This window comes from Microbacterium sp. (assembly GCF_041909575.1).
Classification (GTDB): domain Bacteria; phylum Actinomycetota; class Actinomycetes; order Actinomycetales; family Microbacteriaceae; genus Microbacterium.
The window spans coordinates 1-24939 of the sequence record NZ_JAYRDE010000036.1; the positions used below are offsets into that span (position 1 = coordinate 1).

Below are 24939 nucleotides of genomic sequence, written 5' to 3' on the forward strand. Positions count from 1 at the left end.
ACCGGGCGCCCGGCGGGGGATGCGACGAGCAGCGTGGGCACGGCGCTGGCGTTGACCCCGCCCGGCGCCGCGAGCGCGTCCCCCTCCGCGAGGGCGCGCGCCACGTCCTGCACGGTCGCGGTGGAATCGGCGGTCACGAGCACGTCGACCGTCGAGCCGACGCCCCGTCGCAGCCCCAGCTTCAGCTTCACGAATCAGCACCTCTCGCAACGAGCTCGAATCTTCTGCCGCCGACCTGCACGGTCCAGCCGACGGGCACGCGCAGGCACTCCCCCGCGGGCACATCCACGACGTCGCCGCCCGGCGAGAGCAGCTGCGTGCCGTTGCGGGAGCCGCGATCGCTCACCCAGACGCCCTCGGCATCCTGCCCGAAGGCCGCGTGGGTCTTCGACATGAGCCGCTGGGGATCCTCGAGGCGCACGAGCGCATCGGGCGACTCGCCCACCGCGGGCTCGGGGTCGCGCCCGATGAGCCCGAGCACCGGCACCCGGACGACGGAGCCGTCGTCGAAGCGCACCATCGCCTGAGCGCGGCGGAGTCCGCCGGCGGGCACGGCCACGGCCGACTGCACCACCTCCGCGGGCGGCGGTGCGACGGAGAGGTCGGAGGCGGCCGGACCCGTCATGGCGACCGGCACGAAGGCGGCCGAGACGGCGCCGAATCCGCGCTCGTCGGGAGCGAACGGCGACACCCCGGGCGCGGCGGTGGCAGGCGGTGGCGGCGCGCCTTCCGCGCCGGGGACGCCGTCGATGACGTCCTGCTCGCCGGGCGCGAGTGCCAGCTCCCACTGCGCGCCGGTGCCGCCGGGGCCGACCACGCCGGCCCGCGAGCGCGCGTCCGGGATGCGCAGCAGCGCGGACTCGGGTGCGCCGCTCGCCATGGACGGCAGATCCTCGGTGTCGTCGGCGCGGTCGCGCAGGGCGCGGCGGGCGTGGCGCAGCGCCTTCGCGTCGAACGGGTCGAGGCCGGCCCGCGCGTCGATCAGCCAGCATCCGCCGATGCGGTCCAGGATGCTGCGCCCCCGCCGCTGCGGATCCCACAGACCCGACGCGAAGAGGAGCGCCGGACCAACCACGAGGAGGACGAAAGTGCTCGCCCAGAGGACCAGGGCCCGCAGGACGACCCGCCAGAAGCCGGGGCGACCGAGATCCGAGGCGGAGACGGAGCGAAGGCGCAGCGCGGCCTGCCCGGCGGTCACGCCGCGCAGCCCGTGGGTGATCAGCTGCACGAGCCCGAACAGCGCGGAGAGGGCGGTGCCGGCGAGGACGAGGATCACCGGCAGGACGGTCCGGTCGCCCGTCACGATCATCAGGGCGCCCATCACCGCGGGAGCAGCCAGGAGCAGCCAGATCGCGAGGTCGATCGCGAACGCCAGCGAGCGGTACCCGGCACCGGCGGGCACGATGCCGAGCCGGACTGCGACGGCGGGGTCGGCGTCGTGCGACTGGTCGTCGGCCGCGGCGCGGACGGGGGTGGCGGAGTCGGTCATCGTCATCCTCAGGTCACCGGGGGGACGTCAGGTCAGCAGGAGCAGGAGTGCGGTGGTCGCGGCGATCGCCCCCGCGGCCGCGCACACCACCACGATCAGCACGCGCCGGCGTGCCCGCGCACGCGCCGCACGCTCCACACTCTCATGATCGGGCACCGGAGCCGGTGCGCCGGGCGCCGGCGGCCGCGGCGGTGCCGTCTCGCGCACGGCGGTGACGGGCGGCACGCCGCGGGGCTTCGCCGGCGCGCGCAGGATCGCGGCATCCGGCACGTGCGCATCGCGCGTACGCGCGCCGTGCTCCGATGCGGGGGCCGACGCCTGTCGCGACGCGGGTGCCCGCGGCCGCAGCACGGTGTCCTCCTCCGGAACGGTGTCGACCCCGGCCGGCGGCGTGCGCCGTGAGACCACCGTGTCCTCGTCGGCCTCGGCGGGCGGCTGCCGCCGGGCCGAGATCGCCGTCGCTTCGTCAGGGAGATCTTCCGGCGGACGCTTGCGGGCCGAGATCGCCGTCGCTTCGTCGAGGAGATCTTCCGCCGGACGCTTGCGCGTCGAGATCGCCGTCGCTTCGTCAGGGAGCTCATCGGCCGGACGCTTGCGCGCCGAAATCGCCGTCGCTTCATCGAGGAGATCTTCCGCCGGACGCTTGCGCGCCGAGATCGCCGTCGCTTCGTCAGAGAGCTCATCGGCCGGACGCTTGCGCGCCGAGATCACGGTGTCCTCATCGAGGAGGTCGTCGCCCGGCTCGTCGCCGACGGGACCGGTCGTCCCCTGGGGGGCGTCGGCAGGCGTCATCGGCTCGCATCGTCCGGCGCGAGCCGGAGTTCGGCGTCCCCGAGCAGCAGGCGGGCGTCCGCGCGGTGCGACGCGCCCGGGGCGATGTCGCGCTCTGCCCCGTCGGAGGCGATGAGCACGGTGCCGTTGGTCGAGTGCAGGTCGGTGACCGACCATTCCTCGCCGTCCCGCTCGAGCCGCAGATGGGTCTTGGACACGGTCCCGTCATGCACCTCGACGAGCTGCGCGCCGGGGTACGCGGTGCTGGCGGACGGCCGTCGCCCGACGAGGACGACGTCGGCCACGAGGGCGACGGTCGAGCCGGTCGGGAGGACCAGCGACCAGTGCGACTTGCGACGGTGGGCGACGACCGTGTGATCGACGTCCTCGTCGGGAACCTCCGGCCGCACGTGCTGAGCGGACACCGACGTACGGGCGGAACGCGGGATGCCGGCATCCGGTGCACCGGCGACCGCGGACACCTCACCCGATGCCTCCGGGAACGCGTCGGCCTCGGGGAACGGCGATCGCGCCGGTGCCCAGGGCTCGCCGCCCGTCGAGCGCCGGGCCGGAGCGCGCGTCACGGCCGGGGAGGAATCGGAGTCTCCGGGCTCGGGATCGCGCGCGACGGCCGAGATCGGCGACGGGGCTCCGGAGACGGCCGCCGTCACCTCGCTGGTCAGCTCGACGACCGCGCCGAGATCGAATCCGCCCCATCCCTGGTTGGCGCGAGCGCCGGACGCAGGGGAGGGTGCCGCCGGCTCCGCGAGGACATCGTCTGCGGGCGGCGGGACAAGCGGCGTCGCCGACGGCTGCGGCGCGGGCGGAGGCGGAGTGAACGGCTGCGGAGCGGACGACGGCAGCAGGGGGACGAAGGAGATCGGCTCTTCCGGGGCGTGGTCGACCGGCTGGGCGGACGCGCCAACGGGAGGAAGCGGCGGTGCGGGCCGGACCGGTTCCGCGGCCGGCCCGGTGGGCGCCGGCGCCCAGCGGTCCGGTCCGAGGCCGGCCGGAGCCGTTGTCGGAAGCGGCGGCGGACCCGCGTCGGCGGGCGAGGTGAACGCGGTGAGGTCGGCGGTCTCCGTGGAGCGCCGCACCCCGGCCGGCTGCTCGGCTCCGAGCCAGCGCGCCGAGCCGAATCCGAGGACCGTCGCCCACACCGGGAAGAGCAGCGCCGCGAGGACCGTCATGCCTGTGCCCAGGCCGAACGAGAGGTTGATCCGGTAGCACGCGATGACCACGGCGATCCACAGCGCGAGCGCTCCGACGAAGGGGACGAGCGCCACGAGCACCAGCCAGCCCGAGAGTCCGCCGAGCTGGAGGAGCACGACGGTGTTGTACACCGGGACCCAGGCCTTCCAGCCCTCCTCGCCCGACTTGCGGAAGACCGCCGAGAGCGCGATCGCGATCCAGACGTAGAAGGCCAGGACGGCGACGAGGCTGAAGAGGATGGGGACGACCGCCGCGGCGGGGTCGACGGGCGTGACGGCAGCGAGGGCATTCATGGCATCTGACGCGCGGGCTGCGGGGCCCGGCGCCTCCCCCTTTCGGCGAAACGCGGTCCGGAGCCCGGTGCGGGCGCCAGATGTCGGACGAACGATCTCAACGATACGGCGGCGACGAGCCTTCGCCAGGAACCGCGCTCGCGAGCGAGGGCGCGTCGCTGCTCATCGACCGACCGCCAGTACGCCTCGGCCTCGGCATCCGTCTCGTCTCCGGTCGAGAATACGGCGCGATCGGCGCCGGCGGCGAGCTCGGCCCCCGACGCGCCGCCGAACGCTGCGGCCAGCTCGTGCCGGGTGTGCGCGCGCGGCGCGTCGCGTCCGGCATCCACGGCCGCGTCGACGAACTCGTCCCACCCACCGGCGATGCGAGCCGCCGGCGATCCCGTGCGGCGGCGGGTGCGGCGACGGGAGGCCTTCGCGCCGATCACGATCAGGAACGGCCCGAGCACCAGGCCCAGGATCAGCAGCACGACGGCGGTCGCGCGCAGGACCGGCCACAGCCACGCCAGATCGATCCCCGCATCGTCCGCGGCGGGGTCGCTCGATCCCGTGTCCTCCTGCACCGGGTCGGGCGGCAGCACCTCTTCGACCGACCGGGGGCGCACGTCGGTGACCACCTCGGGGTCCCGCTGCTCCGTCATCTCGAGGCTCGGCGACTTCTCGTACTGGGGCGTGACGTCCACGGGGATCCACGCGCCCTGCGCCGTCTGGACCTCCGTCCACGCCGACAGATCCTGGGCGCGGCAGGAGCCCTCCTCGCATACCGCGAGTCCCGGAGCAGCCTCGCCGAGCCGGGCACCGAGCACCACGCGCGAAGGGAAGCCGAGCTCCCGAGCGATGAGGGCCACGGCGACCGCGAACTGCTCGTCGTCGCCCACCGCCGCCACGTAGTTGCCGGATGCCTCGGCACGGGGATCCGTCTCACGCTCGAGCAGCCGCGAGAACATCGCGTCGATGCGGGCGAGCGAGTGCCCCGACGCGCTGGGCTTGAACTCGTATCCGCGCAGTGACTGCATCCACACGGCAGGCTCCTCGCCGACGGCGAGACCGTGGCTGAGGTAGCCGCGCTCGCGCAGCAGCGCGACAAGGCCGGCGAGCGCCGCCCCATCTGTCCCCGAGGCGTGCTCGTCGACCCACGCCCGCAGGCTGTCGGGCGCGGGGACACCGGCGGAAACGCCTCCGGGGGCGACGGCCTCGGCCAGCTCGGGCGCGACCGGCTCGACGCCGCTGAGCGTGAACGCATCCCCGGCCGTGAGGCCGCCTCCCGCCGTCTGCACGCCCGCCGCGGCGGCTTCGTTGTAGTAGAACCGATCCGCGAGGGTGGCCGCCCGGATTCCGGCGAACTCGACCGAGGAGAGCCGGCCGGCCGTCGGCATCCAGATCCCGTCGAGTCCGTCGATCGTCACGCGCGCCTGGACGGGCTCCCCCGCACCGGCGTCGAGGCTCGACGGCACACGCACGAAGCGACCCGCCTCGACGGCGCCCGCGCCGCCGGCGCGGAAGACCTCGCCGTCGTAGGCGTCGAGCGTCGCGATCCGCACCCGCTCCGGGAGCGAGGAAGCCGCGGCCACCGTGAACAGGACGTCGTCGGCGCGGTCGTCGGCGAAGAGCGCGCGGTACTGCGCCAGCGGGCTCACCTCGGCGGACAGGTCGATCTCGGGGCCGATCGCGCTGCGCAGCACGTCGCGCTCCGCGCCGCGGGCGGCGAACGGCACGATGCCGACGGCGACGACCAGCGCACCGGCGACCATCGCCGACCCGAGCGCGGTGCGGCGGCGATCCGCGCGGGACGGACGGCGCGACACCCGCACGCCGCTCGACGCGGACGCGCGCTGCAGGGCGCGCACGCGCTCGTCGTGGGTGCGCCAGGCCAGCCACAGCAGGCAGGAGAGAAGCGTGGCGGCGCCCAGCGCGGTCTCGAGCGGGGCGAACAGCGTGACAGGGCCGACGATGACAGGCGCACTCACGGTCGTGCGACCGAAGAACAGGCCGAACGAGACCATCCCGATCGCCAGCGGCACGGCGGCGTACGCCCAGCGGTCGGCGCGCCACGCCAGCAGGAGAAGGACGCACGTGCCCACCAGAAAGACCACGAAGGCCGGCACGAGCAGGTTGCGATAGGACCCGACAGGCAGCTCGACGGTCACCAGGTCCTTCCAGGCGAGCACGACCCCCGTGGTGAGCTCGCCCAGTCCGCGGACGAGCTCGACGGGTCCGCCGAGCCTCGAGGGCACGGCCAGCGGAACCCCGAGGATCAGGAATGCCGCGGCGAGGGTCCCGGTGACGAGCCAGCCCGACCAGCGGAACCGGTGGGCGGCGACCGCGATCGCACCCGCGACGAGCGCGCTCGTTCCCGCGAGCAGCCCGAGGTGCCAGGAACGATAGATCGGCCACGCCGCGACGGCCGCGATCACCACGATCACGACGGCGAACACGGCGCCCGCGATCACCTGCGGCTCGACCCGGGGCGGGCTGTCCGTCGGGGACGCGGCATCCGTCGTCGTGCTCATGCGGTCGCCCCCCGCAGCAGCAGGCCGGAGAGGTCGTCCAGCGTGCCGACCGTGAGCACGGTGATCCCCGAGAGCGGCTGCATGCGCGGATGCGCGCGCTCGTCGCAGATCACGGCGACCACGGTCGTGTCGACGGGAAACGCCAGCGCGGCCTGCTGCAGCCGCGTGAGCGTGACGCGCGACCCGACCACGACGAAGGCGATCGACAGACGGTCGCCCGATTCGGCGGTCAGGCGGCACACGTCCGAGACCGGCATCGTGCTCTCGAGCAGGTCGACGCCGCTGAATCCGTCGAGCATGGGCCGGGGCGCGGCGGCGGGGATCCGCCGGATCGCCCGCAGGCGCCCGCGCACCACGCGCGGGATCTCCGATCCGACCACGATCTCGACGTCGCGCGCGTCGCGCACCGCCCGGAGCCCGAGCGACGCGGCGCAGCCGACGGCCAGCTCGAACTCGTCGGCATCCGCGTACTCGTGTTCGGCGACGGCGAGCACCACGGCCATCCGCGAGCGTCGCGACTCCTCGTACTGGCGCACCATCAGGCGCCCGGTCTTGGCCGTCGACTTCCAGTGGATCTGCCGTCTCGAGTCGCCGGGCGCGTACTCGCGGATCGCATGGAACGACATGTCGGAATCGACGAGCCGCCGCGTGGGACTTCCCTCGAGGTCGCGGATCAGTCCGGCGCTCGTGGAGGGGAGCGACGTCGTGCGCGGGTGCACGAACACCTCGTGGACGTCATCGAACGCGTGCTCGCGGCGCAGCAGGCCGATGGGGTCGCTGCGCACCGTGGTCGCGGGGCCGACGCGGACGATGCCGCGCCGCAGGCCCGGGATGTCGAGCGGCTGCGAGACCGCGTGGCCCGGGCGCAGCAGGGGCACGCCGAACTCGACCAGGCCCGCGCCGACCGGGATGTCCAGCCGCCCGGGCAGCGCGATGCGGTGCCCGTCGTTGCGCACGACGATCTCGCCCTTCACGCCGTCGCCCGCCACGACGCGCTCGTGCGCGAGCGACAGGCCGACGTCGTACGATCGCGCGCCGAAGAGGAAGGGGACGGATGCCGCGAGCAGCACGACCGCGGCGGCGCCGGCCACCATCCACTCGACCCATCCGAACACGATCCCGAGCCCCAGCCCGATCGTCGCGGCGACCAGCACCAGTACGCCCGCCGGTCGCACCGTGCGCGCCGACCACGCGGCGGCGGTCGAGATCGCCGCCGAGACCGCGCCCCACACGCCCGTCCACCACACGACCGCGCGCACGAGCGAGCGCCCGCGGCCGGACGACGTCACCGCGGTCGCGGTGAGGTGCGTGCGGCCCTCGGTTCCGGTGGAAGCCGAGGTGCGGGTGAGGCGGGACTCGGTCAGGCTCATACGGCCTCGCGGCGGCTGGGCGGGACCACGTCGAGCAGGACCTGACCGACGACGGCCTCCTGCGTGACGCCGTCGACCTGGGCCTCGGGCTGCTGGAACTGGCGGTGCGTGAGAACCCCCACGGCGAGCGCCTTGACGTCGTCGGGCGTCGCGTACGTGCGGCCCTGCGACGCGGCGCGGGTGCGGGTCGCCCGCGTGAGGGCGAGGGCGCCGCGGATGCTGACGCCGAGGCGGACCTCGTCGGCCGAGCGCGTGCCGTCGACCAGGCGGGCGATGTAGTCGAGCACGAGCGCGTCGACGTAGACCTGGCCCGCGAGATCGGCCATCCCGACCATGGCCTGGGGCGCGATGACGGGCGCCAGATCGGCCGTCGCGACGGCGGCGCCGTCGAGGATGCGGACGGTCGCGGCGTGATCCGGATAGCCCAGCGACGTGCGCAGCATGAACCGGTCGAGCTGCGCCTCCGGGAGCCGGTACGTGCCGGCCTGCTCGACGGGGTTCTGCGTCGCGAGGACCAGGAAGGGCACGCCGACCTGACGCGAGACGCCGTCGATCGTGACCCGCCCCTCCTCCATGACCTCGAGGAGCGCCGACTGCGTCTTGGGGCTCGCGCGGTTGATCTCGTCGGCGAGCACGATGTTCGCGAAGATCGGGCCGGCGTGGAACTCGAACACGCCCTCCTTCTGGTCGTACACGCTGATTCCGGTGATGTCCCCCGGAAGCAGGTCGGGCGTGAACTGGATGCGGGTGTTCGTTCCCTGCACCGACTGGGCCATCGCCCGCGCGAGCGAGGTCTTGCCGGTCCCGGGGACGTCCTCGAGGAGCACGTGGCCGTCGCTGAGCATCGCGGTGAGCACGAGCTCGACGACGTGGCGCTTGCCGAGCACCGCCCGCTCCACGTTGTCGGCGATCTGACCGAACGTCTGGGCGAACCACGTCGCCTGCTCCTGCGTGATCGTCATCGAGTGTCCTCTGTGAGGGAGCCGCGGCGGCTCACGGGCTGGGGTTTCCGGGGTTGGGCTCGCAGTCGGCCGAGAAGGTGGAGGATGCCGGTGCCAGGCCCCACCCCTGCGCGTCCCAGTTCACCGAGACGGTGATCCCGTCGACGCGGTCGGCGCCCTGCGGGACCGTCCACGTGTCGGGGGTGCGCTCGAGGACGTTGCCGTCGGCGTCGTAGAACACGAGTCCGGCGTTGCCGAAGGCGATCGCCGCCCGCCCGTCGGACGAGTCGCCTGCGGCGACCAGGTCGGAGCCGCCGACGCAGCTCACGACGCGCCAGTTCGCCTGCACCTGATACGGCGCGCTTCCGGCGCGGGGGGTGACATTCGCCCACGGCGTCGTCGTGCCCCACAGCCGGTGCACGTAGCGCACCTCGATGTTGGGGTCCTGGCCGACCACCGACGTGGGCCAGCCGCGGAACTCGACGCGGTTGTTGTTGGGCACGCGCTCGCCCGACTGCGGCTCGTCGCGGATGAGCCAGTCCGCGCGCTGACCGTCGACCGTGGGGTTCGGCGCGACGACGAAGGTCCAGCCGGACGGCGGGCGGCCGGACTGCACCGCCCGCACCGTGTCGGTGGCGGTCGCCGATCCGAAGGATTCGTCCTGCCACCACGACTCGACGCACAGGTTGAACCGGTACTCGTTGCCGTCCTGCAGGCCGGTGAAGGTCGCCGTCTCGCCGCCGACGGCGGGCGTGCACCGATCGCCGTCCTGGACGATCCCGAACCGCAGCGTGGAGCCGTCGCCGTTGCGGATGGCCGATGCGCGGGCGGTCACAGTCGCAGTCCCGTCGCCGTTGGACTCCGAGCTCAGCGACAGGCGGGGATCCAGCGGTGCGCCGATGCCGTTGCCGGTCACCGTCACCGCCGCGCCTGACTCGCTCCCGCCGAGCCCGGGAGGCAGGGCGAAGCGGGAGAACGGGGTGACGGTGATCGTCGTGGCGGAGTTGGTCCCCACGCGGTACGACGGCACCTCGAGACGGGTCTGGTTCGAGCGGATCGGGATGCGCACCCGCTCGCCGGTCGCACTGCTGATCTCGACGCTGCCCGTCTCGGACGGCACCAGTCCGTCGATCGTGAGCGCGACCACTCCGCCCTCGCCGCCGGTCACGACCGGGCGGACGCTCACCACCGAGGGCGCGGGGGGCGTGTCGTAGGCCCAGGCCGTGGTGCGCACGCCCGTGCGGGACTGGCCGACGGAGTTCACGGCGAACGCTTCGTACGCGCGCTCCTCGCCGTTCGGCGCGCTGATGGCGGGACAGGTCCCGTCCGGCGCGCACTGCGCCACGTCCTGGCCGCCCGACCGGATCACGAAGCCCGACAGCGCGGGGTAGGCCTGCCGCGCCTCGCCGGGGTCGACGCGGAGGGTGAGGCTGCCGCTGGCGTACGCCGTCTGCGACACGCTCGCGGGCGCCTTCGGATAGCCCAGCAGGTCGAGGAGCACCCGGCCGTCGCGCTCGGCGCTGGTCACGCGGGACTGCGCGTCGCGCACGGAGAAGCTCGCGGTGCACGTCGCGCCCGGCGCATCGGCCGCCCACGTCGCGACCACCGAGGTCGGCGACGCGACGCTGAACCCGACGCCGGCGCACGACCCGGTGGGCCGCACGTCGACCACTTCGAGCGGTGTTCGCGGGAGCGGATTGACCTCTCCGCCCGCCCCGATCACCGTGATGGTGCACGAGGAGCCGGCCGCCTGCGAGCACTGCTGCACCGCCGAGCCGCCCTGAGGGAGCGTCGAGGGGGCCGCTCCGACGCGGAGGATGAGACGGGCCGGCGCCACGAGCGGGTGGCTCGTGACCGAGACCACGGCGGCCTCCTCGGAGCCGGGCACGGCGCGGTCGGCGCCGGTCACGGTGACCGTCGAGCCGTCCAGCGACACGTCGAAGGCCGAGCCGGAGTACTGCAGCGCGTACTCGATGCCGCTCCAGTCCTCGCGGAGCTGCCACGTCGTCATGTCGCGGAGATCGAACGTCGCCGTCTCGCCCGGTCCGACGGTCACCGAGGCGGGGCGCAGCACCGGCTGCGGATCCAGCGGGATGACCGTGATCGGCACCGACAGGTACGTCCAGTCGTCCTGACCTTCCAGGCGCACGGGAACCTGGCACGAGTCCACCCACGGCGCGCCGGGGCCGGAGTCGTAGCGCACGGTCGTGCCCGAGTCCGGCGTGCACGCCGCCTCGGCCCGCGCGCCGGACACCCGCACGTCATCCCCCACCTCGATGCGGCTCCCGCGCGGCTTGGCGACGAGATCGGCCATGTCGAACGAGACGGACTCGAGCTCGGTCACCTCGGGCGGTGTCACGCCTCCTCGCAGGGCCAGGGCGAGATCGTCGTCGCCGGGCACGCGGAGGAACGCGTACGTGGTGACCTCACCCGACGCGCCCTCGCCGGTCACGGCGAAGGGGATCACGCGCGAGGTCTGCGGAAGCTCGCCGCTGAGCTCCCAGCCGTCGACCGACACTCCGTCGGCCTCGCCCCACAGCGAGACCTCGAGACCGGCGACGTCGCCGCCCGACCAGGTCGCCTTGCCGTCGACGACGTCGACGCCGTCGGGGAAGTCCTCACGTGTCTCGGCGGTCAGGCTCGTGTCGGCCACCACCGGATAGTCCGGGACGTTCTCTCGCACCACCCTGACGACGATGAGCCCCCGGCCGGTGTTGCCGGAGCTCGACTCGATGTCGTACAGAAACGACATCGTCGAGGGCTCGGTGCCGGCCGCGATGACCACGGTGGTGTCGTCGACCTCCTCGATGCGCGCGTCGAGACGGGTGAACTCCGCGTTCGGACTGCCGTCCATGAGCAGCGCCGGGAGGTCGGGCCGCACGTCGGTGATCGACAGCGCGCCCATCGTCGGATCGACGTCGTTTGCCAGCGGACTCACGCGGATCCGGCTGTCGGCGCCCGCCTGCACCTGCACGTAGTCCGTGAACGTGATCGGGCTGGGGTTGGCCTCGCTGTCGAGCACCCCGATGCGGACGGTCCCCTCACCGGTCTCGCCGAAGGCGTCGACCACGCGGTAGCGGAACGAGACCTGGCCGCTGTGGCCGGGGACGCTCGAATACACGATCGACGCGCCGTCGGCGGCGATCGCCGCGGCGCCGCGCTCGGGCTGCTCCACGATGCGGTCGAGTGTCACGACGTCGCCGTCGGGATCCATGCCGAACCCGTCGAACTCGATGAGGGCCGACTGGCCGCTCAGCGCGCGGCCTTCGAGCGTGTCGGGCACCGGAGCCCGGTTGGTGTCGTCGGGCAGCACGCGGATGCGGACCCGCGCGGAGTCGGCGAGCGCCGGCGCGCCCGTGGTGAACACCGAGTACTCGACGTCGTACTCCCCCGGCTCGGCGGGCGCGAGGTAGCGCAGCACGTCTCCGGAGGCGAACGCGAGCGCCTCGTCGGCCGAGGAGACGACGGTGGCGGGGTTGAGCGTCGGACGCCCGCCCGCCGGCGCGATGTCGTTCTCGAGCACCGGGATGTCGATCTGGGCGCCCGCGCGCACCACCACGGTGTCGTCGACGGCGATCGGCGCGAGCTCTGGCGCGGGCGGCAGCAGGTACACCGTTGCGACGCCCTCGACGCTCGCCCCCCGGTCCTCGGTGCCGTCGCTCACCACGTAGCGGACCGTGCCGAGGCGCCCGGCCGCTCCCGACGCCGTGCTCCCGGACACGCGCAGGTTGTTCTGGCCGACGCCGTCGACCGACAGCACCGCTCCCTCGTCGGCGGTGGCCACCACATCGCTCAGCAGCAGCACGCGGCGCGTGGGATTGGACACCGCGGCGAACACGTCGAGCGTCGCGTCCTCCTGGGGGTGCACGAAGGCCACGACCGGAGAGGTGGCCAGGTCCGCGGGAGCATCAGGAGGGAGGAGCGTGATGCGCGCCGTCCCGGTGGCTTCGGTCGTGCCGTCGGTGACCGTGAAGTCGACGCGGAACGTGCCCGGCGACTTCGCCGAGAACTCGAACGTCGTCGATCCGTCGACGACCGTCGCGGTCGCCTCCGCATCATCGAGGATGCGCACCGAGTCGAGCGCGAGCATCCCCGCCGTGCCGGTCACGTGCGGGGCGACGTCGACGGTGAGCGAGGCATCCGCCCGGTCCACCACCGCGAAGGACTGCGCGTCGAGCTGAGGCTCGGGCGAGACCCGGACCATGAGCGACTTCTGCGCGGTCATCCCCGTCGTGTCCGACACGGTGACGACGAGCTCGACCAGTTCCTCGCCGCCCGCGCCGTCGTCGTCGTGCTGATAGACGACGTCGCCGGACGGCGTGGCGGCGACGCTCCCGAGACCGGACTCGTCGACCACGGAGAGCAGCAGGAGCGGGTCGCCCTCCGGATCCACCCACCCCGGCAGCACCGGCACCGTCACGGTTCCGCCGCGCGCGACCTCCGGCTCGAGCCACTCGACGAGACAGCGCTCGACGCCGCACCACTGCGGGGCGGAGTCGACGGATGCCGCGACCGCCGTGAGCGTGACGGTCGTCGGTTCCGACAGCAGGCCCCCGTCGGACGTGCCGTCCGTCACGGCGTACGAGAACGTGGCGGACCCGGTCGCGCCGGGCGCGGTCCTCACCGCGAAGCGCTGTCCGTCGTCGGTGATCGAGAGCGTGGCGAATCCGGGGTCGAGGCCGGTGACGGAAGCGGGATCGATGCTGAGCACGTCCTCGTTGGGGTCGTGGTCGTTCATCAGGACCGGGAGCGACGTCAGGCTCCCCGCCCGCACGCCGAAGGCGTCGGGCTCGGCGACCGGCGGCTTGGGATCGAGGACGACCGGCAGCTGCTCCTCGCTCGGAACGGAGTCGGGGTCGACGCGGTCGTCGAGGGACCAGTCCTGGCTCGACGGGATCAGCCGCCCGTCCGGAACCGACCAGGCCCAGCCTGAGCGGGTCTCGTTGAGGATGACGGCCTCCTCGCCGGCGACGAACGTGGGCCGGCGCTGATCGGGGAGCGCGAACGCACCGTAGTCCAGGGCCGTGGTCCCGGCATCCGATCGCCACAGCACGCCGCCGGCCTCGCCCTGAGCCAGCCATGCCGCGTACACCGTGCCGTCGTGCACGATGGGCCTGGCGGGTGTCCCGAGCACTCCCCCGTCGCCGCCGTTCTCGGTGTCGAAGCCGGAGCCGTCTGCGGGCACGCGCACGAGGGCCGTCTCGTCGGCGAGGTAGATGTCGGTGCCGTCGGCGTCGGGCTCGCCGACGACGACAGCGCCCGTCGTCGGCGCCTGGGCGACGCCGTCTGCGCCCCGCAGCCAGACGTCGCCGTCCTCGGCGTCGACGACGGCCCAGACATCCCCGGCCGCGGTGATCTGGGGCGCGCCCAGTCCGTCCGCCTCGAGGGGGTCACGGCCCTGGACCTCGCCGGAGCGGATGTCGTATCGCAGGACCGACCCGTCCGCACGCGAGTAGGCGAAGAGGATGCCGCGCTCGTCGACCGCGATGGCATCGGCCTGATACTGCGGGGCGTCCTCGTCCTCCGACGGGAACGGGTCGAGCTGCGAGGGCTCGCCCTCGGACAGCAGCCCCGCGAACACGGCTCCGACCTCGGTGCGGTACGCGACGAAGTCTCCCGCGGTGGCGACATCCGTCGTTCCCGACGGAGTGGACGCCGACCCACGCAGAGCCTCCTCGTCGAGGTCGGTCGGAAGCGCCTCGTCGATGCGCGTGATCTTGGAGTAGCTGTCGCTGAAGACGTAGGCGGCGTCGCCCGTCTGCACGACCTGATCGGGATTGCTGATGCCCCGCACGGTGTCCAGCTCGCCCACCGACGTGTTCACCCGTGCGTAGCGGCGACCCTCGCCGGTCTGCAGAGCCCACACAGCGGTGTCCACCTCGGGCGTCTCCTGCGCGTCGAGCCCGGGCCACACGACGCTCGCCGCGACGACGACCGCGATCGCCGCGCCCGCGGCGACCAGCCCGGCGACGGTGCGGCGACGCATCAGAGCACCCCCGTGGCGAAGAGCGTCGCCAGCACGGCGCCCACGGCCACGACGGCGCCCGCCGCCGCCCCGAGGATCCACGGCAGCGGGCTGCGGCGACCCGCCGCGGGAGCCGCGAAGTCGGTGTCCTCGTCGCGGGCGAGGGCGGACACGCCCGTCGAGGCCTGGCGCTTGCGGGTCGAGTCGCGCTCCAGCTGGGACCGCGCGGGGCCCCGGAGCGCGGAGTCCGAGAAGTCGACCGCGTCGGGGGCCGGCGACCACTCGTCGGCGGGGATCTCGAGGGGCGTCGGCGAGATGCCGAGCTCGGCCTGCACATCCCGCAGCGCCTCGGCGAACGCCCGCGCCGAAGCCTGGCGCTTGGCGGGGTCACGGCTCATCGCGGTCGCGAGCACAGCCTGCAGGGAGGCCGGCACGTCGGCACGGGCGATCTCGGTGTACGTCGCACGGGCGATGCGACGGCGCAGCAGCTCCTTCGAGTTCTGACCGCGCTCGCGCCGTTCGAAGGGACTGTGGCCGGCGAGCAGCGAGTACACGGTCGCCCCGAGGCTCCAGACCTCGCTGGAGATGGATCCGGAGGTCTGCTCCGCGATCACCTCCGGCGCGCTCCACGGGATCGACATCGCGAGCACTTCGTCGGTGCTCTTCTGGATCAGGGAGGACGAGATGCCGAAGTCGGCGAGGACCGGCGTTCCGAACGTGGTGATGAGGATGTTGCTCGGCTTGACGTCGCGGTGCACGAGCCCGGCCCGGTGCGCGGACTCGAGGGCACCGGCCATGCGCACGCCGATCGCGAGGACCTCATCGACCGGGATGCGCTCGATGCGGTAGCGCTGTGCCAGCGATCCGGGACAGTACTCCATGACGATGTACGGCCGGCCGTCGGCCGAGATGCCCGCCTGGTACACCGTGACGATCGCGGGATGCGCCGAGAGGTGGGCGAGCACGTCCGCCTCCGCGTTGAACATGCGGCGCAGCTCGGGATCGCGCACGTCGCTGGGCATGACCTTCACCGCGACGTTGCGGCGCGGCATGTCCTGCTCGTAGAGGAAGACGTCGGCGAAGCCGCCGGAGCCGAGCGGTCGGATGTACGCGAGGCCGGGAAGGATCGGCGGCGCGGACGGGAGCCTTGTGGCCACCACACCTCCCCCGAAGTCCGTTCCGCCGGGAGTCCGGCGTGCCGATCGCACAGCAAACCCGGCCATGCTAACAAACCCGACTGCGCGAGCCTGGGGACGCGCTGCGGCAGTGGGGGGGGCGGGCCCCGCACGGTCAGCCGCTGAGCGGATCGTGCGGGTCGAAGGGGGCGTCGAGGGAGCGTGTCAGCTCCTCGAGCATCGCTTCGATCTGCGGCTCGACGTACTCGGTGATCGCGGCCTGGATCCGCAGGCGGTGGTGCAGCAGGATCGTGCACACCTCGCGCCCGACCATGTTGGCGTAGTCGTCCGCCAGGCCGACCTCCTGGCGCAGCGCCGCCTTGGCTTCGTCGCTCAGCGGGGGAAGAGCCGGGATGTCGGCATCCGCCTCCTCCGCGAGGCCCGAGATCGTGAACAGGAAGGGCGACCCGGGAACGGGATCAGGGTCCAGCGGCAGTCCCTCGTACTCCGGATCCAGGTTCTCGGCCGGACGATAGCTGCGCGAGCGATTCCGCGCGGCCTGCTGGTCGAGCTCCGCCTGCAGCATCGGCAGATTCAGCGACGTGTACTCGGCGACCGCCCGGTCGACGATCGTCTTGATGCGCGTGGAGAGCCCGTGCTGCACGCCATGCGGCACATCCGCGCCGAGGCCGGCCGCCGACAGCACCGGCGAGCCGAAGCAGCGCCGGCAGGGGGCGACGCGTCCGCGGTGGGTTGCGGGCTCCCACCGGGGCAGCCACGCCAGCCAGGCGTCCACCGCCTGGCTGACCTGCGTCTCGAGCGAGCGCTCCACAGTCCCCACGGTAGTACCGACACGCGCGCATCGTGGGGATTCCGCAGGTCACGGGCGAAGATTGACGGCTGCCGCGGCCCTCACTCGTCGAACTCGTCCTCCCACGGCCACCGCGGCCTGCCCGCCCGGGTGCGCACGAGCGCGATCCCGCCCCACGAGCACACGAGGGCCGCGCCCGCCACCACGAGTCCGAACCACGTCGTCGCGATGCGCCCGGTGATCGCCCCGGCGACGGCCAGGCCGGCACCCGTCGCGACGGCGCCGAACCAGAGGCCGGCGAGGTAGGCGAGGAAGGTCGCCGCGCTCGTCCACGCCGCGCCCCAGTACGAGGCGGGTGGGCGTCGCACCGCAGCCCACAGTCCTGTCGCGAAGGCGGCCGTCGCGAGCACGGTCGCCGTGATGCCGGGGATCTGACCCAGGCCGGGTGTCGCGACGACGTCCTCGTTCAGCGCGAGCGACGTCGTCCCGAGCCCGAAGATCAGCAGTGCGACGAACGCCGCCGTCGCGAACGCGAGCGCGGTGACCGGGCGGACCGGTCCGCCTCCGGACTCCGCCGCGCCGGACATCTACGGACGGACGAGCTGCGGCCCCGCCTCGAGGGTGCGCTCGTACTCGCGCTGCGCCTCGATGTTGAGCTCGGTGATGCGCTTGCCGCGCGATGCGGCCCACGCGCCGAACCACACCGTGAGCTCGCGCCCGATGATGAAGGCGGCGATCGCGCCCGGCGCGAGCACGTGATCCGACATCAGCTCGGTACCCTGCGACGCGGTGAGGTTCCAGAACTGCTCCTGGAACAGCACGCCCAGCAGGTATCCGCCCCATGCGGCGAATCCGACGAGGAGCCCGAAGATCACCCACGAGCCCCAGCGGCCGCGATTGATGATCGCGCCGAGCAGCCAGAACGCGAGGAAGAACACGACCACGGGAACCCACAGGACCCACGAGGCCACCGTCGCGAGCGCCAGGTCCGACACGTTGTCGCCCGAGAGCTCGCCCGAGAGCGCGGCGAGGCCGAGCCACACCGCGAGGGACAGCACCGCGAACGCGAGGGCGGCGACGAGCCCGATCGCGCCGGCGGCGGCGCGATTGCCGCGCGGACGCGGCGCCTCGGGGGCCTGGACGAAGATCGGCTGGGGAGCGACCGCCGTCGCAGCCGGGGCGACGACCGGCGCAACCGGCTCGGAGACGGGCTCGCTCGGCGTCACGGCGGGAGCGGCCACGGGCTCTGCGGCGGGCTGGTAGGCGTCGACGGCCGGCTGTTCGTAGACCGTGGTCTCGGATGCCGCGGCCGGCGCCGTCTCGTGCTTCAGCGCGGCCGCCTCCGGCGAGTCCCACGGATCGGGCTCAGCCGCGGCGGGAGCCGCCGCGGGCGCGTCGGCGGTGTCGGCGCTCTCGTTGCGAGCGGCTTCGGCCTCGGCGAGCCCCTCGTGCGCACGACCGACGACGTCGTCGACCGGCTTCGGGTCGTCGACGGGCTCGCCATAGGACGACTTGGTGTCACTCATCGCAGGCACTCCTCACGCGAGGGTCACGGCCCCGCAGTGCGAGGGTAGCCCGCTCCGCGCCCTGCGCCGCGCAGGCGTGCCGGGCTTTCGGCGTGATCAGCCGAAGACGGATCGCTCCAGCCGGGCACTGTAGCCGTCCGGATGCCACGATCTCTCGAGGGAGGCCAGCCACAGCCCGTCCCGGAGCACGTGCGCCTCGACGACTCCTCCCTGCGACCGGGTGCAGCGGACGATCCCGTCGCCGGAAGCGCACGAGAAGCCCTGGCCCCGCAGCGCGGCTTCGCCGAGCCCCGTCGCGTCGGGCGCGATGGCGGCCAGGGTCGATGCGACGACCCGCCCGTCCTGGTCGGTCCAGGCGCACGACACCCGCACATCGGGCGCCAGCACCTCGCTCAGCGCGGGCACCTCGGTCGGCGGCGGGTCCATGCTCTGGTCGAGGATCGTGCGTCCCTGCCACGTCATCTCGTTCCACAGGCTGGCCGAGTACAGTGCGCGGCAGTCGACGGACTCGCCGGCGAGGGCGTGCCGCGCCGCGGTGTCGCCCGCCGAGGGTGCGGGGCGCGGGCTCGTCGCGTTGCGGAGCATGTCTCCGGCCCACGCGACGGTGACCGGCATCATCGGGATGGAGAGCCACACCAGCGCGGCGACGACAGCCGCGCAGACGATCCCCGCGGGCACGGCGATGAGCGAGTTGCGCCCACCCACGCGTGCCATGGCCCCCACCACCTCCGCCTCCACGGTACGGCGCAGGTCGGGGATGCCTCCGTACGGCGCGCAGCAGATCGCGAGCCCGCGTCGATGGCCGGGGGGCGGCATCCGCGCGCACTTTACTCCGGGACGCCCTCGATTTCGACCCCCTCCGTGGGACGGCCCGGTCAAGGCAACGTTGCTGCACCGACAGCGTGGTCATGCATCGCCCTCCCCCCGGGCGCTGCGGCCGGTCGGTGGACGAAAGGGAGGAACGTGTCATGACGACATACGGAACGGAATCATCCGAGGCCACGGGCTCGGCGGGCGACAGCCTCAAGGACAAGGCGGCCGGCGCGGCCGCGGACGTCGGCGAGGGCGCCAAGAACGTCGCGGGCGTGGCGAAGGAGGAGGCGACCAGTGTGGCACGCGAGGCCAAGAGCGCCGCGCGCGGCCTGCTCTCCGACGCGCGCAGTCAGCTGACCGAGCAGGCCTCCACGCAGAAGCAGCGTGCCGCCGACGGCCTGCGGTCGGTGGGAACGCAGTTCTCGTCGATGGCGGAGGGTGCGGAGTCGGGCGCGGCCCGGTCGCTCGTCCGTGACCTGTCCACGCGCGCCGACTCGGTGGCGACGTGGCTCGCCGATCGCGAGCCGGCGGACATCGTTCAGGAGGTCCGCGGGTTCGCGCGCCGCAACACCGGGCTGTTCCTGGCGATCGCGGCCGGCGTCGGCATCGTCGCGGGACGCGTGGCGAAGGCGCTGCACAGCGGCGACCCCGAGGAGGGCGGTGAGTACTCGGCCGGCCGGACGACGCCCGCCATCGGCACTCGCGCGACGGCGTACGACGACACTCCGGTGGCCGACGCGGTCGCGTCGGGTCAGCGTGCGACGGCGGGCGGGGCGACCGGATACGCGACCGGCTCCCCCGGATACGCCGCGACGGACGCGGCCGATCCCACGGGAGACGCGTGGGCACCCGGCGGGGCGCAGGGGGATCGACCATGACGGAACCCACCTTCGACACGCCGTCCCAGCAGCAGGCCGCCGACTCCTCGCTCGGCGAACTCGTCGGCGAGGTGATGCGCGACCTGTCCACGCTGATCCGCAAAGAAGTGGAGCTCGCCAAAGCGGAGCTGACCGACTCGGCGAAGAAGGCCGGGACGGGTGCAGGGATGTTCGGCGGTGCCGCCTACGGCGCCATGATGACGCTCCTGTTCCTGTCCATCGCCCTGTGGTGGGCCCTCGGCGAGCTCGTCGGCCGCGGCTGGTCCGCCGTCATCGTCGCGGTGCTGTGGGCGATCATCGCCGCCGTGCTGTTCGCGGTCGGCAGAAGCGAGGTCAAGAAGGTCCGGGGAGCGCCCCAGACCGTCGAGACCATCAAGGAGATTCCAGAGACATTGAAGAGGAATGAGGAGAACCGATGAGCAATCCGGATGTGATCCGTGCCGACATCGAGCGCACGCGTGAGGAACTCGGCCAGGACGTCGACGCCCTCGCGGACAAGGTGACGCCGGGCAAGATCGTCGACCGGCAGAAGAGCCGCCTTCGCCAGCGCTTCGCGGACGTGAGGGAGCGTGTCATGGGGACGGCGGGCGATGTCGGCAATTCCACCGCGGACGCCGTCTCGGCCGCGGGCGACGCGGTTGCGGAACTGCCCCACAAGGCGCGGCAGACCACCCAGGGTGCACCCCTGGCCGTGGGCGCCGTGGTCGCCGGCATCGGTTTCGTCGCCGCACTGCTGATCCCGGCATCCGATCGCGAGCGCCGCATGGCCTCGTCGCTGAAGGACCAGGCCCAGCCCCTGTTGGACAAGGCCGGTGACACCGCCCGCGAGGTGGCCGGAAACCTCAAGCAGCCCGCGAAGGAGGCCGTCGACCAGGTGAAGGCCGCCGCCGCCGACTCCGCCGCGACGGTGAAGGACGAGGTGCAGGCGACGGCAGACCAGGTGAAGCAGGACGTCAGCCCGAACGGCGGTTCGGCGCCGGCGGGCAGCGGCTCCACCGGACAGGACGGCTGGACCGGCGCGCGCGTCTGACGCCGCAATGACGAAGGGCCCCGGGAGATCCCGGGGCCCTTCGCTCACTCGAGGTGAGGTCTAGTTGTAGTTGCCGCTGAAGTCGCCGTCGGTGGAGAAGCTGTCGAAGTCGACGTAGCTCAGGTCGGCGTCCGAGTAGGCGCCGTCCGAGGCGAAGATGCGGTTGGGGTACCGCTCGCTCTTGGCCTCCTCCGTCGCCTCGACCGAGACGTTGCGGTACTTCGCAAGTCCGGTTCCGGCGGGGATGAGCTTTCCGATGATGACGTTCTCCTTGAGGCCGACGAGCGGGTCGCTCTTGCCCTCCATCGCCGCCTGGGTGAGCACGCGCGTCGTCTCCTGGAACGACGCGGCCGACAGCCACGACTCCGTCGCGAGCGACGCCTTCGTGATACCCATCAGCTCCGGTCGGCCCGAGGCGGGGCGTTTGCCCTCGGCCACGGCCTCGCGGTTCATGTTCTGGTAGCGCTTGAAGTCCACCAGCTCACCGGGGAGCAGCGTGGTCTCGCCGTGGTCGACCACGGTGACCTTGCGCAGCATCTGGCGGACGATGACCTCGATGTGCTTGTCGTGGATCGGCACACCCTGCGAGCGGTAGACGCCCTGGACGCCGTTGACGAGGTACTTCTGCACCTCGCGGGCACCCATGACGCGCATGACCTCCTTGGGGTCGAGCGTGCCGACCTGCAGGGGCTGACCGACGGTGACGTGCTGCCCGTCCTCGACCAGGAGCGTCGCGCGCTTCAGGACCGGGTAGACGTGCGGCTCGTCGCCGTTGTCGGGCGTGAGGATGACCTTCTTCGACTTGTCGGTCTCGTCGATCGTGATGCGTCCGTCGGACTCCGCGATCGGCGAGGCGCCCTTCGGGGTGCGGGCCTCGAACAGCTCCTGCACGCGGGGAAGACCCTGCGTGATGTCGTCGGCCGACGCGGAACCACCCGTGTGGAAGGTGCGCATCGTCAGCTGCGTGCCGGGCTCGCCGATCGACTGGGCCGCGATGATGCCCACGGCCTCGCCGATGTCGACGATCTTGCCGGTGGCCAGCGAACGGCCGTAGCACTTCGCGCAGACGCCGACAGCCGAGTCGCAGGTGAGCACGGAGCGCACCTTGATGGACTCCACGCCGCCCTCGACGAGCCGGTCGATGAGGACATCGCCCACGTCGTCGCCGGCAGCGGCGAGGACCTCGCCCTTGGGGCTGACGACGTCGGCCGCGAGCGTGCGGGCGAACACCGAGTTCTCGACGTTCGCGTCGCGGATGAGCTCGCCCTCGAAGTTCACGGCGGCGATCGGGAGCTCGAGGCCCTTCGTCGTGCCGCAGTCCTCCTCGCGGATGATGACGTCCTGCGAGACGTCCACCAGGCGACGCGTGAGGTAACCCGAGTCGGCCGTACGGAGAGCCGTGTCGGCCAGACCCTTGCGGGCACCGTGCGTCGCGATGAAGTACTCCGCCACCGACAGACCCTCGCGGTACGAGGAGATGATCGGACGGGGGATGATCTCACCCTTGGGGTTGTTCACCAGGCCTCGCATACCCGCGATGTTGCGGATCTGCAGCCAGTTGCCTCGTGCGCCCGACGACACCATGCGGTTGATGGTGTTGTCCTCCGGGAAGTTGTCGCGCATCGCCTTCTGGACGGCGTCGGTCGCCTCGGTCCAGATCTTGATGAGCTCCTGACGACGCTCGGAGTCGGTCGTGAGACCCTTCTCGAACTGCGCCTGGACCTTCGCGGCCTGCTTCTCGAAGCCGCCCACGATCTCGGCCTTGTTCGGCGGGGTGAGGATGTCGCTCAGCGCCACCGTGACACCCGAGCGGGTGGCCCAGTAGAAGCCGGCGTCCTTGATGCGGTCGAGCGAAGCAGCGACCTCCACCTTCGGGTACTCCTCGGCCAGCTTGTTGACGATCTGCGACAGCTTGCCCTTGTCGGCCTGCTCGCGCACGAACGGGTAGCCCTTGGGGAGCGTGTCGTTGAAGATCGCCTGGCCGAGCGAGGCATCCACGAGTCCGTGGCGCTCGTATCCCTCGGGGCCTTCGCCCTCGAGGAAGGTGAGACCGGGGATGCGGATGCGCACCTTCGCCTGCAGGTCGAGGGTGCCCTCGTCCTTGGCCAGGATGGCCTCGCCGACCGAGCCGAACACGCGACCCTCGCCGGCGGCGCCCTCCTTGACCGTGGTCAGGTGGTGCAGGCCGATGATCATGTCCTGCGAGGGCAGGGTGACCGGACGGCCGTCCGACGGCTTCAGGATGTTGTTCGACGCCAGCATCAGGATGCGGGCCTCGGCCTGAGCCTCGACCGACAGCGGAAGGTGCACGGCCATCTGGTCACCGTCGAAGTCCGCGTTGAACGCGGCGCACACGAGCGGGTGCAGCTGGATGGCCTTGCCCTCGACGAGCTGCGGCTCGAAGGCCTGGATGCCCAGGCGGTGGAGCGTGGGCGCGCGGTTGAGGAGCACGGGGCGCTCGCGGATGATCTCCTCGAGCACGTCCCACACCTCGGGACGCGTGCGCTCCACGGCGCGCTTGGCGGCCTTGATGTTCTGCGAGTGACCGAGGTCGATCAGGCGCTTGATCACGAAGGGCTTGAACAGCTCCAGCGCCATCTGCTTGGGCAGACCGCACTGGTGCAGCTTGAGCTGGGGTCCGACGATGATGACCGAACGGCCCGAGTAGTCCACGCGCTTGCCGAGCAGGTTCTGACGGAACCGGCCCTGCTTGCCCTTGAGCATGTCGGACAGCGACTTGAGCGCACGGTTGCCCGTGCCGGTGACGGGGCGACCGCGGCGGCCGTTGTCGAACAGCGCGTCGACGGCCTCCTGCAGCATCCGCTTCTCGTTGTTGACGATGATCTCGGGAGCACCGAGGTCGATCAGGCGACGGAGGCGGTTATTGCGGTTGATCACGCGGCGGTACAGGTCGTTGAGGTCGGAGGTCGCGAAGCGGCCACCGTCCAGCTGGACCATCGGGCGAAGCTCCGGCGGGATCACCGGGACGACGTCGAGCACCATCGAGGCCGGCGACATGCCGGTCGACAGGAAGGAGTTGACGACCTTCAGGCGCTTGATCGCACGGATCTTGCGCTGGCCCTTGCCCTCCGAGATCTGCAGGTGGAGGCTGTCGGCCTCGGCCTGCAGGTCGAAGGCCTCGAGGCGGCGCTTGATCGACTCGGCGCCCATGTGGGCCTCGAAGTACTGACCGAAGCGGTCCTGCAGCTCGTGGAAGATCTCGTCCTCGCCCTTGAGCTGGCCCACCTCGAGGGTGCGGAAGTCCTCCCACACCTTCTCGAGACGGATGACCTGGTCGTCCGCGGACTTGCGGATCTGGGCCATCTCCTTCTCGGCGGCGTCCTTGACCTTCTTCTTCTGGTCGGCCTTGGCGCCTTCCTCCTCGAGCGCGGCGAGCTCCTCCTCCAGCTTCTGGAGGCGGGTCGCGACGCGCGCGGCGCGGCGGTCGGCCAGCGTCTTCAGCTCGAGACGGATGTTGCTCTCCTGCGTCGCGAGGTCGCGGTGGCGGGCCTCTTCGTCGACGGAGATCACCATGTACGCGGCGAAGTAGATGACCTTCTCGAGGTCCTTCGGCGCCATGTCGAGCAGGTACCCGAGGCGCGAGGGCACGCCCTTGAAGTACCAGATGTGGGTCACGGGAGCGGCGAGCTCGATGTGGCCCATGCGCTCACGGCGCACCGAGGACTTGGTGACCTCGACGCCGCAGCGCTCGCAGACGATGCCCTTGAAGCGGACGCGCTTGTACTTGCCGCACGCGCACTCCCAGTCGCGGGAGGGCCCGAAGATCTGCTCGCCGAACAGACCGTCCTTCTCGGGCTTGAGGGTGCGGTAGTTGATGGTCTCAGGCTTCTTGACCTCGCCGAAGGACCAACGACGGATGTCGTCGGCGGTGGCCAGGCCGATGCGAAGCTGATCGAAAGTTGTTGACTCGAGCACTAGTTCTCAGTTCTCCTGTGTCGGATGTCTGTCGTTGCCTGGCCGGTTCAGATCTCGTCGATCGACGAGGACTCGAAGCGGCTGGAGATGTTGATGCCGAGCTCTTCCGCAGCGCGGAAGGCGTCGTCGTCGGTGTCGCGGAGGTTGACCGCGGTGCCGTCGGCCGAGAGGACCTCGACGTTCAGGCAGAGCGACTGCATCTCCTTCATGAGCACCTTGAAGGACTCGGGGATGCCGGGCTCCTGGATGTTCTCGCCCTTGACGATCGCCTCGTACACC

The 24939-nt window shown here is 72.2% G+C and carries 18 protein-coding genes; 3 read left to right on the top strand and 15 right to left on the bottom strand.

Features of this window, described 5'->3' with window-relative positions:
- The 13 genes from ACE3O1_RS07105 to ACE3O1_RS07165 form a co-directional block, all read right to left on the bottom strand.
- The coding region (locus tag ACE3O1_RS07105; protein WP_374313883.1) for a hypothetical protein at positions 1-191 on the bottom strand (191 nt) is incomplete at its 3' end.
- Positions 188-1489 carry an RDD family protein gene (locus ACE3O1_RS07110; RefSeq protein WP_374313885.1) on the bottom strand — a complete coding sequence of 434 codons (1302 nt, stop codon included), beginning with the start codon at positions 1487-1489 and terminating at the stop codon, positions 188-190. The genes ACE3O1_RS07110 and ACE3O1_RS07105, both read right to left, overlap by 4 nt.
- Before the next feature lie 27 nt (positions 1490-1516).
- Positions 1517-2281 (bottom strand): hypothetical protein, encoded by a 765-nt coding sequence (locus tag ACE3O1_RS07115; protein ID WP_374313887.1) that lies wholly within the window; start codon positions 2279-2281, stop codon positions 1517-1519.
- Entirely contained in the window at positions 2278-3765 is a 1488-nt protein-coding gene (locus tag ACE3O1_RS07120; RefSeq protein ID WP_374313889.1) for a DUF5684 domain-containing protein, read from the bottom strand. The genes ACE3O1_RS07115 and ACE3O1_RS07120 overlap by 4 nt, the downstream gene beginning before the upstream one ends.
- A complete protein-coding gene (locus ACE3O1_RS07125) occupies positions 3762-6275 on the bottom strand; it encodes a transglutaminaseTgpA domain-containing protein (RefSeq protein WP_374313891.1) in 2514 nt (837 codons plus the stop codon). The genes ACE3O1_RS07120 and ACE3O1_RS07125 overlap by 4 nt, the downstream gene beginning before the upstream one ends.
- On the bottom strand, positions 6272-7645 hold the full coding sequence (locus ACE3O1_RS07130; protein WP_374313893.1) for a DUF58 domain-containing protein: 1374 nt from the start codon (positions 7643-7645) through the stop codon (positions 6272-6274). The genes ACE3O1_RS07125 and ACE3O1_RS07130 overlap by 4 nt, the downstream gene beginning before the upstream one ends.
- A complete protein-coding gene (locus tag ACE3O1_RS07135) occupies positions 7642-8607 on the bottom strand; it encodes an AAA family ATPase (protein WP_374313895.1) in 966 nt (321 codons plus the stop codon). Before ACE3O1_RS07135 ends, ACE3O1_RS07130 begins: the two co-directional genes overlap by 4 nt.
- Before the next feature lie 31 nt (positions 8608-8638).
- Positions 8639-14572 carry an Ig-like domain-containing protein gene (locus ACE3O1_RS07140; RefSeq protein ID WP_374313897.1) on the bottom strand — a complete coding sequence of 1978 codons (5934 nt, stop codon included), beginning with the start codon at positions 14570-14572 and terminating at the stop codon, positions 8639-8641.
- Entirely contained in the window at positions 14572-15708 is a 1137-nt protein-coding gene (locus ACE3O1_RS07145) for a serine/threonine-protein kinase (protein WP_374313899.1), read from the bottom strand. The genes ACE3O1_RS07140 and ACE3O1_RS07145 overlap by 1 nt, the downstream gene beginning before the upstream one ends.
- A 133-nt stretch (positions 15709-15841) precedes the next feature.
- Positions 15842-16498 (bottom strand): spermidine/putrescine ABC transporter substrate-binding protein, encoded by a 657-nt coding sequence (locus tag ACE3O1_RS07150; RefSeq protein WP_374313901.1) that lies wholly within the window; start codon positions 16496-16498, stop codon positions 15842-15844.
- Between the two features lie 80 nt (positions 16499-16578).
- The gene (locus ACE3O1_RS07155) at positions 16579-17064 is read right to left on the bottom strand and encodes a hypothetical protein (RefSeq protein ID WP_374313903.1); all 486 of its coding nucleotides are present in this window, start codon (positions 17062-17064) and stop codon (positions 16579-16581) included.
- Entirely contained in the window at positions 17065-18003 is a 939-nt protein-coding gene (locus ACE3O1_RS07160) for an ABC transporter (RefSeq protein ID WP_374313906.1), read from the bottom strand. It lies immediately after the preceding gene.
- A 96-nt stretch (positions 18004-18099) separates the two neighbouring features.
- Positions 18100-18819 (bottom strand): hypothetical protein, encoded by a 720-nt coding sequence (locus tag ACE3O1_RS07165; protein ID WP_374313908.1) that lies wholly within the window; start codon positions 18817-18819, stop codon positions 18100-18102.
- 152 nt (positions 18820-18971) lie between these two features.
- On the opposite strand from ACE3O1_RS07165, the gene ACE3O1_RS07170 reads away from it, so the two are divergent.
- The 3 genes from ACE3O1_RS07170 to ACE3O1_RS07180 are packed head-to-tail and all read left to right on the top strand — an operon-like array spanning position 18972 to position 20724.
- A complete protein-coding gene (locus ACE3O1_RS07170) occupies positions 18972-19694 on the top strand; it encodes a hypothetical protein (protein WP_374313910.1) in 723 nt (240 codons plus the stop codon).
- On the top strand, positions 19691-20113 hold the full coding sequence (locus tag ACE3O1_RS07175; RefSeq protein WP_374313912.1) for a phage holin family protein: 423 nt from the start codon (positions 19691-19693) through the stop codon (positions 20111-20113). The genes ACE3O1_RS07170 and ACE3O1_RS07175 overlap by 4 nt, the downstream gene beginning before the upstream one ends.
- Entirely contained in the window at positions 20110-20724 is a 615-nt protein-coding gene (locus ACE3O1_RS07180) for a DUF3618 domain-containing protein (protein WP_374313914.1), read from the top strand. Before ACE3O1_RS07175 ends, ACE3O1_RS07180 begins: the two co-directional genes overlap by 4 nt.
- Positions 20725-20784: 60 nt before the next feature.
- On the opposite strand, the gene rpoC is transcribed toward ACE3O1_RS07180, so the two are convergent.
- Together rpoC and ACE3O1_RS07190 are read right to left on the bottom strand one after the other, a co-directional pair.
- Entirely contained in the window at positions 20785-24660 is a 3876-nt protein-coding gene (gene rpoC / locus ACE3O1_RS07185) for a DNA-directed RNA polymerase subunit beta' (RefSeq protein ID WP_374313917.1), read from the bottom strand.
- A 47-nt stretch (positions 24661-24707) separates the two neighbouring features.
- Positions 24708-24939 (bottom strand): hypothetical protein (locus ACE3O1_RS07190; protein ID WP_374313919.1); only part of this gene is annotated, 232 nt, incomplete at its 5' end.